A 16,161-nucleotide genomic window follows, 5' to 3' on the forward strand; every position below is an offset into this window, starting at 1 on the left:
GTGTCTTTGCCGGATCATTCCACGCTTTGGTCGTCGGCTGCGGCCTGCGGGGCCTGCTGCACGTCTATCGGAAGGCCGAGTCCTTCGAGCTGCGGTTCGACGATCTTGCGGTCGCCGACCACGACATAAGTCATGCCGCCGGGTCGCAGGAATTCGTTCGCCGAGGCTTCGATGGCCCTGGCCCCGATGCCGCGGAATTTCGCCGCCAGCTTGACGTAATAGTCCTCGGGGCGGCCGAGGCGCTCGTTCTTGCGAATGGCAGCCTGCACTGCGGCGTTGGTCTCGAACTGGTTGGGCAGGGCGCGGATCGTACCTTCCGTGACGCGCTGCAGTTCTTCCTGCGTGATCGGCTTCTGGCCCGGGAAGGCGCCGACATCGGCGATGATCGCCTTGATGGCATCGCCGGTCCGGTCGGCCTGCACCGGCGCGCTGACCACGAAAGTGCGCGGGCCGGTGGGCTGGGTGACGCTGCTGTAGACGCCGTAGCTCCAGCCCTTTTCCTCACGCAGGTCCTTGTTCAGCCGTGAGAGGAAGCCGCCGCCGAGCACGTCGTTGGCAAGCCCCAGTGCCTCGGTATCGGCCTTGCGCCCGGTGATTGGCAGGACGCGTCCGGCCATGATCACCGACTGCGGCGAATTGGGGCGGTCGATCAGGACGATGCGCCCCTGCGCGGCCGGTACGGCAGCGCCGAGCGGCTTGACTGGGGCAGCGCTCTTCGGAGCCTTCCATGCACCGAAGGCCTGTTCCAGCATCGGCTTGAGCCGGTCCATGGTGATGTCGCCAACGACGGTGATGCGCGCGAGGTCGGGGCGCAGCCACTTGTCGTGCGCGGCGCGCAGCGCGGCAGGCGTCAGCGCTGCGAGCGAGGCGGCATTGCCCAGGCCATCGGTCGGCTGCGCATAGGGGTGCTGGCCGAAGAGGGTGGAGCCCAGCGCGCGCAGGGCCATGGCATTGGGCGAGGAGAGCTTCTGCGCCAGTTCCGCCTCGGCCTGCGCCTTCACCCGCGCGACGTCGGCGGGCTTGAAGGCGGGATGCAGGACGAGGTCGGCCATCAGGTCGAGCGAGGGTGCCAGATTGTCCGAGAGCGCCGAGAGGGTGACGGTGCTGGTATCGAGCGAGCCGTCGATCTGGATCTGTGCGCCCAGGCGCTCCTGCGCTTCGGCGATGGCGGTTGCATCGAGGCGGTCGGTGCCCTGGTCGAGCATCTCCAGCATCATGCCTTGCGTACCGGGCGTATCGAGCGCGTCGGCAGCATAGCCGGCATCGAAGTCCATCGAGAGGACCAGCTTGGGCACGGCGGTGCGGCGGGCCAGTGCGACCGGGATGCCGTTCGACAAGGTCGCGTGCTCGATGGCCGGGAATGCGAGTTCACCGACCGGTTGCACCGGCGGGAATTCGCGCTTGGGCGCCGGGGCCAGCGCGGGGGCCTCGGCATGCGGATCGGCAGGCGGCGCGGCGTGATCGGCCTCGTCGCCCCAACCGCCCATCGTGTCGCCGCTTTCGGTGCGCGGACCGGGCACGACGTTCAGCGCATAGACCGGGCGCGACATCCACTTGTTGAGCGCGGCCTTGACCTGTGCCGGCGTCAGGGCGGCCATAGCGGCAAGGTCGCGCTTGTACTTGGCCGGATCGTCCGAATAGACCTGCCCCTCGGCCAGCGTCGCGCCCTTGCCGTAGAAGCCGCCGACGCGCTCGAGCCCGCCGATCTCACCCGAAAGGGTGCTGACGACGGCGCGGCGCACTTCGTCCTCGGTCGGCCCGTCGCGCAAGTAGTCGGCAAGGACCTTGTCGAAGGCCGCTTCGGCCACGGCGCGGTCCACGCCGGGCTTCACGTCCATCGTCATCTGCAGGAAGCTGAGCTGCTCGAAAACCTGGTCGAAGGCGGTCACCGCGACGGCCAGTTGCTTGCCGCGCACCAGTTCGTTGTCGAGCCGCGAGCTGGCAAGACCGCCCAGAATGTGCAGACCGACCTTGAGAGCGGGCGTATCCGGATCGTTGATGCCGGGCGCGGTCCAGTTGCGGGTCAGCCGCAGGACCGGGACCTGGTCGGTAATGTCGCGCGATAGCGGGGCGGGCAGGGTGACCGGCCCGGCCTTGACCGGCTCGATCTCGGGCCCGCGGGGGATCTGGCCGAACCATTTTTCTACCTTGGGCCGGGCCGTGGCCGCATCGATGTCACCGGACAGGACGAGGACGACGTTGTTGGGACCGTAGTGTTCAGTGAACCACTTGCGAACGTCGGTAAGTGTCGCGGCGTCGAGGTCCGCCATCGAACCGATGGTGGCGTGGCGATAGGGATGGCCGACGGGCAGGAGGCCGTCCGCCTGCGCATAGTCGAACAGGCCGTATGGCTGGTTGTCGCCCTGGCGCTTCTCGTTCTGGACAACGCCGCGCTGCTTGTCGAGCTTGTCCTGGGTGACTGCGGGCAGCAGCCATCCCATGCGGTCGCTTTCCATGAACAGCGCAAGGTCGAGTGCGCCGGTCGGTACCGTCTCGACGTAGTTCGTGCGGTCGTACCAGGTCGAACCGTTGGTCGGCGTCGATCCGGCCGCCTCGAGCGGCACGTCGAAGTCGGGCACATTGGCCGAGCCGCCGAAGAACAGGTGCTCGTAGAGATGGGCAAAGCCGGTATGGCCGCGCGGTTCGTTCTTCGATCCGACCTTGTAGTAGAGCGTCACCGAAACGATCGGGGCCTTGCGGTCGGTGTGGACGATGGTCGTCAGCCCGTTGGCGAGGACGAACTTTTCGAAAGGTATGTCGACCTTGGCGACGAGTTCCTGCGGGGTCGCCGTTCCGGTGTCGCTCGCGGCCGGGGCGACTTGCGCGCTCTGCGTCTGCGCGGGTGGTGCGGCGGCGGTGCTCGCCGTAGGCAGGGCTGAAAGGAGAAGTGCGGCGGCAAGCGCAGTGGCGCTCGTGAGGGGCAGAATTCTCATGAGCCGAGGTCTAGCACGCTGCGGCCGACAGGCCAGCGATTCCATGACGCGCGACGACGCGATCCACATATGCGTGGGCCGCCTTTTTGCATTCTTGATCCCGGACAATTGAATCCGCTGCATAAGGTCCCAAATGGACCGGATAAAAAGTATCGCAGCGGTCCTTGTGTTGCAAAAATGCAACACTATATCGTCGGGATCAGGAGGCACGAAAGACCATGAATCTCGAAAAGTTCACCGACCGGGCCAAGGGGTTCCTTCAGGCGGCGCAGACCGTGGCCATCCGTCTGAACCACCAGCGCATCAGTTCCGAGCACATCCTCAAGGCGCTGCTCGACGATCCCGAAGGCATGGCCGCCGGGCTCATCAAGCGTGCGGGCGGCAATCCGCAGTTCGCGACCGACGAACTCGACAAGGCGCTGGCCAAGGTGCCGGTGGTCTCGGGCAGCGGTGCCCAGGGGGCGCCGGGTCTCGACAACGATGCCGTGCGCGTTCTCGACGCGGCGGAGCAGGCTGCGACCAAGTCCGGCGACAGCTTCGTCACTGTCGAGCGGCTGCTGCTTGCGCTGGTGCTTGCCAGCACGACGCCGGCCGGTCAGGCGCTCAAGGCGGCCAATGTCACTGCGCAGGCGCTCGAAGCCGCGATCACCGAACTGCGCGGCGGCCGCACCGCCGACAGCGCGGGCGCGGAGAATGCCTACGACGCGATGAAGAAATATGCGCGCGACCTCACCGAAGCGGCGCGCGAGGGCAAGCTCGACCCGGTCATCGGCCGCGACGAGGAGATCCGCCGCACCGTGCAGATCCTTGCCCGGCGCACCAAGAACAACCCCGTCCTTATCGGCGATCCCGGTGTCGGCAAGACCGCCATTGCCGAGGGCCTCGCGCTGCGCATTGCCAATGGCGACGTGCCAGACAGCCTCAAGGACCGGCGTCTCATGGCGCTCGACATGGGCGCGCTGATCGCGGGCGCGAAGTACCGCGGCGAGTTCGAGGAACGCCTCAAGGCCGTGCTCGACGAAGTGAAGGGCGCCGAGGGCGACATAATCCTGTTCATCGACGAGATGCATACGTTGATCGGTGCGGGCGCTTCGGAAGGCTCGATGGACGCGGGCAACCTGTTGAAGCCCGCGCTCGCGCGCGGCGAGCTGCACTGCATCGGTGCAACCACGCTCGACGAGTACCAGAAGTACGTCGAGAAGGACGCCGCGTTGCAGCGCCGCTTCCAGCCCGTCTTCGTGGGCGAGCCGACGGTCGAGGACACCATCTCGATCCTGCGCGGCCTCAAGGAGAAGTACGAGCTGCACCACGGCGTGCGGATCACCGATGGCGCGATCGTGGCGGCTGCGACCCTGTCCAACCGCTACATCACCAACCGCTTCCTGCCCGACAAGGCGATCGACCTCATGGACGAGGCCGCGAGCCGAATCCGCATGGAAGTGGAGAGCAAGCCCGAGGAAATCGAAAAACTCGATCGCCGGATCATCCAGCTCAAGATCGAGGAATCGGCGCTGGGCAAGGAGACCGACGAGGCTTCGGCCGACCGGCTCAGGTCCCTGCGCGAGGAACTGGCGAACCTCGAGCAGCAGTCGAGCGAGCTGACGACCCGCTGGCAGAACGAGCGCGACAAGATCGCCGCCGAAGGCAAGCTCAAGGAGCAGCTCGATGCAGCGCGCCTCGAACTGGAGCAGGCCCAGCGTTCGGGTGATCTCGCCCGTGCAGGCGAATTGTCATACGGCACGATCCCGAACCTGGAAAAGCAGCTCGCCGAGGCGCAGGACCAGTCGGCCAATGCGCTGCTGCGCGAGGAAGTGACCGAGGACGACATCGCCGGTGTCGTCAGCCGCTGGACCGGTGTGCCGGTCGACAAGATGCTCGAGGGCGAGCGCGAGAAGCTGCTCAAGATGGAGCAGGTGATCGGTGAGCGCGTGATCGGGCAGGAGCAGGCCGTGCAGGCGGTGTCCAAGGCCGTCCGCCGTGCCCGGGCAGGTCTGCAGGACCCGAACCGCCCGCTCGGCTCGTTCCTGTTCCTCGGCCCGACGGGCGTCGGCAAGACCGAGCTGACCAAGGCGCTGGCCGGCTTCCTGTTCGACGACGACAGCGCGATGGTTCGCATCGACATGTCCGAGTTCATGGAAAAGCACGCGGTGGCTCGCCTGATCGGCGCGCCTCCGGGTTATGTCGGCTACGAGGAAGGCGGGGTGCTGACCGAGGCGGTGCGGCGCCGGCCCTATCAGGTCGTGCTGTTCGACGAGGTCGAGAAGGCGCACCCGGACGTGTTCAACGTGCTGCTGCAGGTGCTGGACGACGGCCGCCTGACCGATGGGCAGGGCAGGCTGGTGGACTTCACCAATACCCTGATCATCCTCACCTCGAACCTGGGCAGCCAGTACCTGACCCAGATCGAGGATGGCAAGGACGTCGAGAGCGTGGAGCCGCAGGTGATGGAAGTCGTTCGCGCGCACTTCCGGCCCGAGTTCCTCAATCGTCTCGACGAGATCATCCTGTTCCACCGCCTTGGCCAGGACCACATGGGCCCGATCGTCGAGATCCAGGTCTCGCGGGTGCAGAAGCTGCTCAAGGACCGCAAGATCGAGCTCGACCTGACCGATGCCGCCAAGCGCTGGCTGGGCCGAGTCGGCTACGATCCGGTCTACGGTGCGCGGCCGCTCAAGCGGGCGGTCCAGCGCTACCTGCAGGATCCGCTTGCCGAGAAACTGCTGGCCGGCGAGATCCCCGACGGCTCGACCGTGCGGATCGACGACGGCGACGGCGCCCTGGCGATCGCCGTGGAGTAAACGAAATGGGCGGGATCTGCGAAGATCCCGCCCTTTTTACATGTACCGGATAAGTCGGGCTTACTGCGGTCCGCCGAAGATGTCCGCCATCTTCACGCGCGCCCCCACGAAGAAGAAGCGACCGACTGCGCTGACCGGCGTATTGAGGCCCGATTCGGCGCCTGCATAGTTAAGCAGGGCGAACGAGGGCTTCTGGTCGAACATGTTGTTCACGCCGCCATAGAATTCGAACCGATCCGATGCCTGGACCCGGAAGCTGAGATCGTGGGTGAAGCGCTCCTTGTACTTCAGGTACTCCGGCGCGACGATATCCGGGTTGCTGGCAATGGTCTGGCGGTCGAAGCGATAAGTGCTTGATGCATAGTTGATCTGCCAGTCGAAACTGACCGGGCCCTTGGCCCAGGTAAGGTCGGTGGTGATCTGGAACTTGGGCGATCCGGGCAGATAGGCCTTGTTGATCGCATCGGCGCCCGGGACGGGGACGAACTTCAGCTCATGCAGGTAATTGCCCACGAGGCGCAGACCGAAAGTCCCGGCGCTGTCGGTCGGGTGCAAGTAGCTGACGGTGAAATCGAGCCCGGACGTCTTGAAGTTCGCGACGTTGAACGGCGAAAGCGTGAAGCCCGAGATGTAGCCCGGGTTGGCGTCACCGGAACCCTGCCGCGCGATAAGGTCGCAGTAGGCGTTGTCGAGCGACTGCTGGTCCACGCAAAGTCCGGCAAGCTGATCCGCGCTGGCGGTGTTGATGGCATCGTCGATCTTGATGTCATACCAGTCAGCCGTCACGACAAGGCGCGGAATGAAGCTGGGCTGGATCACCACGCCTGCGGTAAAGGTCTTGGCGGTTTCCTCGCGCAAATCCGGATTGGCGGTGACGAGGCCGCCAACCCGGTTGGGCTGGCCGATGAACGTGGCCGGATTGGCTACGCCCAGGCTGGTCAGCAGGGCCTGACAGTTCGCGGCGCGGTATTGGCTGCCGTTCTGCACCTGCACGAAGCTGCAGGGATCGTTTACCGGCAGGAAAGTCTGCGAGGTCGCCCCGAACAGTTCGGTGATGTTGGGCGCACGGACTGCGTGCGAGTAGGTGCCGCGCAAGGCAATGTCGCGAACCGGCGCCCAGTTGCCGCCGAACTTCCAGGCCGTCGTGGAACCGACGGTGGAATAGTCGGAATAGCGGATGGCCGCATCCACATCCAGGCGGTGGGCGAAGGGCATGTCGGCAAGCAGCGGCGCATTGACCTCGGCGAATGCTTCCCAGACGTCGAACCGGCCCTTCGAGCCGCCCAGCACGTTCGTCCAGGTCAGGCCCTGCGCAACCAGCGGATCGGGAGTGAAGTTGCTCTTTTCCTTGCGGTATTCTCCGCCGACCGCGAAGCCGAGCGGACCGCCGGGAAACGCGAACGTGGACCCGGTGTTGCCGGTGATCGCGCCGCTGACGACATGCTGGGTCAGCTTCGTGCGGTCGGTGGTATCGGCAGTGATCCAGTCGATGGCTTCCTGCGAGGCGACGCCTTCGCCGAAGATGTTGAGCGGGACACAGTCGCCCGGCGAGAACGTCACCGGCGGGATTGGAGCGCGCGTGTAGACGGCGGGCTGAAACGGTGTCCATCCTGGCATCACGTTGGCCCGGCAGGTCACACCGCCAGCGCCATCGCTCACCGCGTCGATGGCGGCGTAGAAGCGGTCGCTCAGGATATTGCCGATGTAGTCCGCGGTGACCTTGGTCTGCCCATAGACATAGGAAAGGTCGTAGGAAAGGTTGGGCGTGAGGTCGCCTTTGGCCCCTATGACCGTGCGGATGGTCTCGCGCTCGATGTCTTCGCCGCGGCGGCCGAAATCGAAGTTGTCGCGATTGACCAGGACCCCGGCGGGACCGAAGGGGTCGCCGAACGGGCTAACGGGAAAGATGAACGGGCGGACGGCGTCCGGGATGTACGGATTGTCGGCCTGAATGAAGAGGTAATAGTCGTAAGTTGGCTGGCCGAGGCTGAACGACTGCGTGTTGGCGTACTTGCCTTCCGCATAAAGCGTGAAGGCATCGCTGAAGTCGAAATGTGCGACCGCGCTGACGATGTCGCGATTGATCTCAGGCAGCAGATCGTTGCCGTAGTCCGCGACAAGGGTGCCGTTGCCGCCGCGGCGATACAGGTACGGCTGCACACCCGGCGGCGTGGGCTGCAGGACTTCGCCGGGGTCGAAAGGGGTTCCTTGTGCTCCGAAGAAATCGGGAACGCCGTCGTAATTGACGTCGATGCCTCCTGCGCGCGACGTGTCGAAATAGTGGACGTCATCGAGCGGCACATAGAACGGTTCCCCGTCGACGAGCTGGCCTGTCGAGGAGATTTTGTCAGGATTGAAATAGAACCCTGTACGGTTCGTGCCCGAATAGCGCTTGCGCTGCTGCTGGGTCAGCCGATCCTGCTCACCATGTTCCCACGCGATCGCGAAGTTGCCCCGGCCCTGTGCGAAATTGTGGCCTGCGGTGAGGGCGATCAGGCGCTGTCCGGCGTCGCCGCGGCTGGAGATGCCGTTCTGCACGCGGGCGGTCACGCCTTCGAAGTCTTTCTTCTGGACGAAGTTGACGACGCCTGAAACGCCGTCCGCGCCATAGATGGCCGAAGCCCCGCCGGTCAGCACCTCGACCCGCTCGATGAGGTCGGTCGGGATAGTGTTGATATCGACGGCCTGGAGCCCCTTGAAGGCAGCGACCTGGCGCCTGCCGTCGATGAGCACGAGGGTGCGCTCGGCACCGAGATTACGCAGGTCCAGCAAGTTGAGGCCGGTGGTCCCGATGCCCGCGCGATCTCCGCTGCTGTCAAAGGAACTGAAGGAGTTCTGCAGCGCGGGTATCGTCTGGAGGTAATCTGTCAGGTTGACCGTGCCGGACGAGGCGATGTCCTCATTGGTGACGGTGATCACGGGATTGGCAGCAGACAGTTCCGGTCGTGCGATGCGCGAGCCCGTGACGATGATCGGATTGCCTTGTTCCGCTGCATCGGCCGCATCCTGGGCGGAAGCAGTATTAGTGCCGCCAATGGCCAATGCCGCAAGGCAGATTGCACTGTGAAGTACCGCCTTGGTTGGAATCGCTTTCACTATCTTTGCCCCTCTGCTGTGATTGTCCATCGACAGCGCATCTGGAATTGACGAACCCTTATTTCCGTTGTGACAGGATCTGTTCTTCGCACTTTCAAATCGCGAAGTTAGATTCCGCGCCCAAACCGCGGCACGATGAATATCGCTTCATGGTGAAGATTGTGTTGACGCAAGTGACAGATGTGCAACACCATGTTGCTCGCGCACGGGCGGGAGAGGCGCTTGCCCGACCGCGATTCCAGCGACCTCGCGGGCATGCAAGGCGAAGCGGGATATCGCGCAGCACCGATCAATGTACGCCGCGCGTGCAACGCTCGAAGTGAATGTCTTTATGGATTAGATGCTTGGCGCCATGTCCTGCCAGGCATCTGCACTTATTTCACTCGTCGCATCTTGATCGCGCGCTGTCCGTTCACCGAGACAAAGTAGGTGCCAAGGGCGCCGCGTGTCATTTTGTCTGCATTGCCAATAAAAAGGGAGCGGTAAACCGTTGGTCTACCGCTCCCTGATCAAGGCAATCTCACTTGGAGATTTCTCAGTATTTCGCCGTCAGGCCGACGAAGAATGTCCGACCCAGCACGTCGTACACAGACGGGAATGTATTCGCCGCATTGTATGCCGTACCACCTGCTGCCGAACCGACGATCGGAGGCTGCTTGTCGAATGCGTTCTGGATCCCGAGGCGAAGCGTATAAGATTCCTCCACGTTGAAATTCGCGGTGAAGTCAAAGTAGCTGACGCTGGGGATCTTGGACTTCAGGATGTCCGTTCCGGAGTCTTCCTTGACGCCGCCAATGAGGCGCCAGCGACCGGCAAGATTGAAATCGTCGCCGCCGAAGGTGAGCGTTGCAGTGTGCTTCCACTTGGGCATGGGAGCAAAGTTGCAGGCAAAGCCGAAACGACCGGCACATTCGGTTTCCGGAAGGAACGATGCGCCCTGCTTCTTGTAGGTGGCCACATAGGTTCCAGCAACGTTCAGGCCGACAGTGTAGGCACCGACAGGGCGCTTGTAGTCGAACTGAACGTCGACGCCGCGTGTCGTGCGCGATGCCGCGTTGAACTGGAACTGGTCGACGCCGAAGTCGATCCCGCCCGAGAGCGAGCCGCTGAGGGCGTTGCGGTGGATCGCCTGGCAATAGGCACTATTTGCATCCTGAATGATGCTATAGCACGCATCCACGACGTTCTGCGGCGAGCCGCCGAGCGTGTCGATCGCATTCTTGATCTTGATGTCGTAGTAGTCGACCGACAGGGTCATGCCAGGGATGCTCGGCGGATTGAGCACGACACCCACTGTGATCGTGTTGGCCTTTTCTGCTTTCAGATCGAGATTGCCGCCGGAGAAGGCGTTGATCTGTCCCGCGACCGGCTCTGGGATGCGGCCAATCTGGCCAACAGGAGCGCCTGTAGCGATGCAAAGGTCGGTCAGAGTGGCATTGCCGACTGGATTGTCGCCAGCGCAGGGATCCGTGTCGAGGTTGTCGATGCTCGACACCTGCGGAGTGGCAAGTTCGTACATGTTCGGGGCACGAACGGCTCGTTGGAACATACCGCGCAGGCGAACACCATCGACCGGCATCCAGTTCGCGCCGGCCTTCCAGGTGAAGACGCTGCCTACGGACGAGTAATCCGAGTAGCGCGCGCCAGTCTCAAGAGTGAGCTCGCGGAATCCCGGGCGGTCAGAGACAACCGGGATCAGCAATTCGCCGTAGGCTTCCTTCACGTCGTAACTGAACGCAGGGAAGGGAATGCCCTGACCGTATCCGATCAGATCGCCCGACGCAAAAGCGTCGTCGATGTCGGCACGCGCCTTTTCCTTACGGTATTCGATGCCCAGCGCGACACCGATATCGGTGTCCGACCACGGGGAGATGGAGCCGAAGCTACCCGAAAGAGCTGCACCAGCGACCCACTGCTGCGTTACGTCGCGCTCCCGACCACTTGCCGAAATGAACGAAACGGCATCGGGCGTGAGGGGGTCGGTCGTGAACAGATTGATCGGAACGCAGCCGTTGCTTGCGTCACGGCAGACGATGTCCGATCCCACCTGAACAGCGTCCAATGCCTGCGCGACGCGCGCGTAGGTGATGTCGTTAAGATAGGCGATGTTGCGGGTCGTCTTGGCGTACTGTCCGAAGACGTCGTAGCTCCAAGTGTCGGAAAGATCGCCGCGAACACCCAGCACGGCCTGCCAGGATTCGTTATCGTAAGTGGTAGTGCGGCCACCGCTTTCGACAATACGCCTACGAATGTTTACAGTCGTCGAACCGTCGGCATTGATCGTTCCAATGCCGTTGAAGAACAGATCGCGCTGCTGATCGGTCAGGTACGGGTTGTCAGGGAAGATATTGAAGGAATAGCCGAAGGTGCCAGTCGGCGCGCTCTGGCTGTTGACCTTGCTGCGAATGTAGCTTCCGCGACCGTAAACTTCGACGCCATCGGCAACTTCGTACTTGGCAAGGACGGTGCCGAGCCAACGCTCCTGGGGAGTGATCAGGTAGTTCGGCGGGGCGTAGTTATAGGGCTCATAGAACGGAACCAGGTCATTGCCGGCGCCGACCTGGTAGTAGTCGGCATCGGTGTCCGCAAAGGTGTTGTCGAAAACTGTCGGGACAGCCGTGGAGGAACCGCCGGGCGAAACCAGGTCGTCGGAGTCGAGCGCGAAGGCAGAGAACTTGCGAGCCGATTGGTAAATGAGTCCCCGCTTGAGGTAGCCGACGGAAGCAACGATGTTGCCGCGGTCGCCCAGTTCAAGTCCGCCCGTCAGGTTGAGGTCATATACCGGGGCGTCGCCGCGGCTCGTCAACTGTGTCGAGCCGTCGAAGCGAAGGCCCTTGAACTCGTCGTCGAGGACGAAGTTGACAACGCCGGACACGGCGTCCGAACCATAAACGGCAGATGCGCCACCGGTCAGGACATCGACGCGCTTGATCAACGAAGTCGGGATCGAGTTTACGTCGACTACGCCGTTATAATCGTAGGAAACCATTCGCTTGCCATCGACAAGCACGAGGGTGCGCTGATCTCCGAGGCCGCGCAGGTTCAGCGATGCGGCGCCCGGGTTGCCGTTATTGACCGCCGGACCGCTTTCGGGAAGGAACTGGGGGTTGGAGGCGAGAAGAGATTCGACGCTCGGGGAGTTGAACTCTTTGAAGGTGTCGCCATTGACTACCGAGACCGGGCTCGAAGAAGTGAGGTTCGGGCTGGTGATGCGCGAACCCGTCACGATGATCACTTCACCGGTATCGGCGTCGTCCGCAGGCTGCTCTTGAGCTTGTGCATGGCCTGCAATCAGGATCGCAGAGACTGACAAGCAGGTCCCGCTCCGCAGGACGGCCTTCTTGATTAAGTTTTTCACAATTGGTGTCCCTTATTTTCGTGCGCTTGCCGATTGTGTGACCAAGCTGGGCAAGCAACCCGTTTTTGACGGCAGGGAAGAATGTCTTCCTTTTGTCATCCGGCTTTGTTGCTCTGCGGGAAGGGCCTTTCAATGGTTATCGTAGCTCGTGTGTAAATTGTGTCGCAAGCTGTGTTATCGGCGCAACAGTGCGGTTTTGCGCGAGATTTTGACCCGCGCGACGTAAATTCGCACCATTCCACGGTGCTGGGATATAGAGCATTGGTTTTGGCGATCCGAACGGTAAATTTCTTGCGCAGAGGTGGCTTGGAGAGACTGCAAGTTGCCCATGCTTCTTCGCTCCCCGTCCGTCTTTCTATGCGAAGCGTTTGAATTTTGCCTTCGTCTGTTTCCGGCCGGCGGATATCGCCGGATAATTTTCTTGCGCATTGACCAGCCGCGAAGGGGCATTTAATCGATTGATTAAATCGCCTGCGGATGAGCAGGGTGAGTGCAGGAAAAAGGAAACGGGATGAAACTCGACAGCTCTGTGTCTGCGGTGGTGACCGGGGCGGCCTCGGGCCTGGGAGCGGCGACAGCGCGTGCTCTTGCGGCGAAGGGCGTCAAGGTTGCGATCTTCGATCTCAGTGCCGAGGCGGGCGAGGCCCTTGCCGCTGAAATCGGCGGCGTGTTCTGCGCGGTCGACGTGACTGACGATGCCAGTGTCGATGCCGGTTTCGAAAAGGCGCGGGCGGCCAATGGGCAGGAACGCGTGCTCGTCAATTGCGCCGGCATCGCGCCTGCATCCAAGACTGTAGGCAAGAACCGGGAAACCGGCGCGCCGCGTGCGCATGACATGGGCCTGTTCGAGAAGGCGGTCGGAATCAACCTCGTGGGCACATTCCGCTGCATTTCCAGGTCGGCGGCGGGAATGGTGACGCTCGATCCGGTGGACGAAGATGGCGCGCGCGGGGCCATCGTAAATACCGCTTCGGTCGCGGCGCAGGACGGACAGATCGGCCAGGCCGCCTATGCGGCGTCGAAGGGCGGCGTGCTGGCCATGACCCTGCCGATCGCGCGCGACCTGATGAACGAAGGGATTCGCGTGAACACGATCCTGCCGGGCATTTTCGAAACGCCGATGATGACCGGTATGCCCGACCAGGTGCAGCAGGCGCTTGCGGCCATGGTTCCGTTCCCCAAACGGCTCGGAAAAGCGGCGGAATACGCGGCATTGGCGCTTTTCATGCTTGAACATGACTACATGAACGGCGAAGCGGTCCGTCTCGACGGAGCGATCCGCATGGGGCCGAAATGACAGTGCAGGACAGAAGAGTGCGATGAAGGGGCAGCCGATGGCGAAGGGTGAAGGTGAGGTTGCCGGCGTACCGCCCGGTGCCCGCGCCCTGCTGCTGGATACGGCCAGTGAGATCATGCGCGATGGCGATGTCATCGACATTTCGCTGTCCGAACTGAGCCTGCGCTCAGGCCTCAACTCCGCGCTGGTGAAGTACTATTTCGGGAACAAGGCCGGGCTGCTCAAGGCGCTGCTGGACCGGGACTGGAAAGCGATCGTCACCAGTGTCGACGCGCTGGTTGCCAAGGACGGCTGGGACCCGGAAGCCAAGCTCCGCCGTCACCTGTGGAAGGTCGTCGATACCTTCTACACGGTGCCCTATCTCAACCGCCTGACGATGCGCGTGATCCGCGAAAGCGACGATACCGAAGCGCGCCGCATTGCCGACAGCTATCTCTCGCCGATGTACCGCGCCTACGAACAGCTCATCGGCGACGGGGTCAAGGCAGGTGCGTTTCGTGAAATCGATCCGCAATTATTCTACTTTACCGTGACCGGCGCGGTAGACCGGTTCTTCTCGGCGCGTCTCGTGCTCAAGCATTGCTTCGATCAGGATACGTTGACCGAGGAACTGCGCGACCGCTACCGCGAACACACCATCGACATCATCATGGCAGGCATCCTTGCGCGCTGAAAAAAGCCCCTTCTGGCATATCGGAGTGATCGGCGGATCGGGACTGGCCGCCGGTATCGACCTTGACGAGGCGCAGGAGATTCCGGTTTCCAGCCCGTTCGGCGAACCTTCCGGGCCGGTTACGACCGGCCGTCTGAACGGCGTGCGTTTCACCTTCATCGCGCGCCACGGGGCAGGGCACGTGCTGCCGCCCTCGCAAGTGAACTACCGCGCCAACATCGACGTGCTCAAGCGTTGCGGTGTTACGGATGTGCTCGCGCTGTCGGCAATCGGTTCGCTGCGCGAGGCGATGGCACCGGGAGATTTCGTGGCGGTCGACCAGTTCATCGATCGCACCGTGGGGCGCAACAACAGCTTCTTCGGCCCCGGCATGGTCGCCCATGTCAGTCTTGCCGATCCAGTCTGCCGCCGCCTTGCCGGCATGGCGACCTCGGCGGCACGGCTGGCCGGTGCCAGCGTTCATGAAGCCGGTTGCTATATCGCCATCGACGGGCCGCAATTCTCCACCCGGGCGGAAAGCCTGATGTATCGCGATTGGGGCGCCGACGTCATCGGCATGACCGCCATGCCCGAGGCGCGCCTAGCCCGTGAGGCGGAACTGCCTTACGCCTTGCTGGGCATGGTCACCGACTACGACTGCTGGCGCGGCGCGGGCGCGACGGTAGAGGTTTCCGAAGTGCTGGAAGTGATGAAGGCCAATGCCGAACTGGCGCGGCAGGCTGTGCGCGCACTGGCCGCCAACCTGCCGGCCCGCCGCGAGCCCAGCCCCTTCGATTACGCGCTGGAACACGCGCTGGTGACCGCGCCGGAAGCGCGCGATCCGCAACTCGTGGCGCGGCTGGATGCGGTGGCCAGTCGGATACTCGGCGAGGGCGCCTGACCTCCGTTCGAGGAGGGGCATGCGCTCCGCGTTGCTACTGAGTGCAAAAAAGGCCCCTCCGCGGATCTTCCGGGAGGGGCTTTTCTGTTTGCCGGGATCGGATTGTCAGTTGCTGCCGGGGCCGCCGCCCGAGAAGGCATCGGCGATCGAGCAGGCCGCCGGGCCGAGAATGACGACGAACAGGGTCGGCAGAATGAACAGGATGAGCGGCACGGTCATGATCGCGGGCAGGCGCGCGGCCTTTTCTTCGGCGCGCATCATGCGCTCGTTGCGGAATTCGGCCGAGAGCACGCGCAGGGCCGAGGCCAGCGGCGTACCGTAGCGCTCGGTCTGGATCATCGTCGTGACGACGCCTCTGACGGCATCGAGATTGACACGCCAGGCGAGGTTCTCGAAAGCCTGTCGGCGTTCGGTGAGGAATGACAGTTCGATCGAGGTGAGCGAGAATTCGTCGCCCAGTTCCGGATAGGCCCGGCCCAGTTCGCGGGCAACGCGTTCGAACGAGGCGTCGACGGTCAGGCCGGCTTCGGCGCAGATGACCAGCAGGTCGAGCGCGTCCGGGAGCCCCTTGCGGATCGCGTCGGTGCGCTTGGTGATCATGTTCTGGATGAAGATGTCGGGGCCCTTGTAGCCCGCCAGAAGCGCGACGGCGAAACCGCCGAACTTCTTGAAACTGCTCCATTCCGGAAAGTAGTTGATGCCGTAGATCACGATCGCGGCAGTGACGCCCAGTACGATCGGCGCGACGAGGCGCGCGAAGACAACGGCGACGGCCCACTCCTTGTTGCGGATACCTGCCTGTGCCAGCTTCTGCTGGATTTCCTTTAGCTGGCTGTCCTGCAAGACCTTCAGGGAGCCGAGGAAGGCGCCCATCTTGTCGGTGGTGTCGTTGCGGCGCACCACGCTCTGGCGCTTGCGCGCGGTCGTGGTGATACCGGCCTTGAGCGCTTCGCGGCGCTGGTTGAGCGACTTGACGCGCTTGGCCATCGGGTCGCGCACGGTGACCGCGGCATAGATGGCGAACATCATCGCGACGGCGGCCACGGCAGCCAGCAGCGTCGCGACGAAGACAACGTCGAAACCGAGGAGCGTCGGGCCGGATGCTTGTTGGATCATCGTTTCCAGT

At 63.2% G+C, this 16,161-nt stretch carries 8 protein-coding genes; 4 read left to right on the forward strand and 4 right to left on the reverse strand.

Annotated elements, in window-relative coordinates:
- Nucleotides 1-14: 14 nt before the first annotated feature.
- On the reverse strand, nucleotides 15-2,933 hold the full coding sequence (locus PP1Y_RS15690) for a pitrilysin family protein (protein ID WP_013833105.1): 2,919 nt from the start codon (nucleotides 2,931-2,933) through the stop codon (nucleotides 15-17).
- Between the two features lie 218 nt (nucleotides 2,934-3,151).
- Here PP1Y_RS15690 and clpB point away from each other — a divergent pair, with 218 nt between their 5' ends.
- Nucleotides 3,152-5,731 carry an ATP-dependent chaperone ClpB gene (gene clpB, locus PP1Y_RS15695; RefSeq protein WP_013833106.1) on the forward strand — a complete coding sequence of 860 codons (2,580 nt, stop codon included), beginning with the start codon at nucleotides 3,152-3,154 and terminating at the stop codon, nucleotides 5,729-5,731.
- Nucleotides 5,732-5,791: 60 nt separating this feature from the next.
- Here clpB and PP1Y_RS15700 read toward each other — a convergent pair whose 3' ends face one another.
- Nucleotides 5,792-8,827, reverse strand: coding sequence for a TonB-dependent siderophore receptor (locus tag PP1Y_RS15700; protein ID WP_232512393.1), 3,036 nt, complete (start codon nucleotides 8,825-8,827; stop codon nucleotides 5,792-5,794).
- Between the two features lie 535 nt (nucleotides 8,828-9,362).
- Nucleotides 9,363-12,140 (reverse strand): TonB-dependent receptor domain-containing protein, encoded by a 2,778-nt coding sequence (locus PP1Y_RS15705; RefSeq protein ID WP_232512394.1) that lies wholly within the window; start codon nucleotides 12,138-12,140, stop codon nucleotides 9,363-9,365.
- Nucleotides 12,141-12,696: 556 nt separating this feature from the next.
- Between PP1Y_RS15705 and PP1Y_RS15710 the strand changes: the two genes are divergently transcribed.
- The 3 genes from PP1Y_RS15710 to mtnP are packed head-to-tail and all read left to right on the forward strand — an operon-like array spanning nucleotide 12,697 to nucleotide 15,035.
- Nucleotides 12,697-13,482, forward strand: a complete 786-nt coding sequence (locus PP1Y_RS15710) for an SDR family oxidoreductase (protein ID WP_013833109.1) — start codon at nucleotides 12,697-12,699, stop codon at nucleotides 13,480-13,482.
- A 22-nt stretch (nucleotides 13,483-13,504) separates the two neighbouring features.
- The gene (locus PP1Y_RS15715; protein WP_041558909.1) at nucleotides 13,505-14,155 is read left to right on the forward strand and encodes a TetR family transcriptional regulator; all 651 of its coding nucleotides are present in this window, start codon (nucleotides 13,505-13,507) and stop codon (nucleotides 14,153-14,155) included.
- Nucleotides 14,145-15,035: an S-methyl-5'-thioadenosine phosphorylase gene (mtnP, locus tag PP1Y_RS15720; RefSeq protein WP_013833111.1), complete on the forward strand. Its 891-nt coding sequence runs from the start codon at nucleotides 14,145-14,147 to the stop codon at nucleotides 15,033-15,035. The genes PP1Y_RS15715 and mtnP overlap by 11 nt, the downstream gene beginning before the upstream one ends.
- A gap of 105 nt (nucleotides 15,036-15,140) precedes the next feature.
- Here the strand turns inward: mtnP and PP1Y_RS15725 are convergent, their stop codons facing one another.
- Nucleotides 15,141-16,151, reverse strand: coding sequence for a type II secretion system F family protein (locus PP1Y_RS15725; RefSeq protein ID WP_013833112.1), 1,011 nt, complete (start codon nucleotides 16,149-16,151; stop codon nucleotides 15,141-15,143).
- Nucleotides 16,152-16,161: the final 10 nt, after the last annotated feature.

Source organism: Novosphingobium sp. PP1Y (assembly GCF_000253255.1).
Taxonomy (GTDB): Bacteria; Pseudomonadota; Alphaproteobacteria; order Sphingomonadales; family Sphingomonadaceae; genus Novosphingobium.

Excerpts from the sequence above, each read along its gene's own strand:
- PP1Y_RS15690 (WP_013833105.1), bottom strand. The coding sequence starts at position 2,933 with ATGAGAATTCTGCCCCTCACGAGCGCCACTGCGCTTGCCGCCGCACTT.
- clpB (WP_013833106.1), top strand. The coding sequence starts at position 3,152 with ATGAATCTCGAAAAGTTCACCGACCGGGCCAAGGGGTTCCTTCAGGCG.
- PP1Y_RS15710 (WP_013833109.1), top strand. The coding sequence starts at position 12,697 with ATGAAACTCGACAGCTCTGTGTCTGCGGTGGTGACCGGGGCGGCCTCG.
- PP1Y_RS15715 (WP_041558909.1), top strand. The coding sequence starts at position 13,505 with ATGAAGGGGCAGCCGATGGCGAAGGGTGAAGGTGAGGTTGCCGGCGTA.
- PP1Y_RS15725 (WP_013833112.1), bottom strand. The coding sequence starts at position 16,151 with ATGATCCAACAAGCATCCGGCCCGACGCTCCTCGGTTTCGACGTTGTC.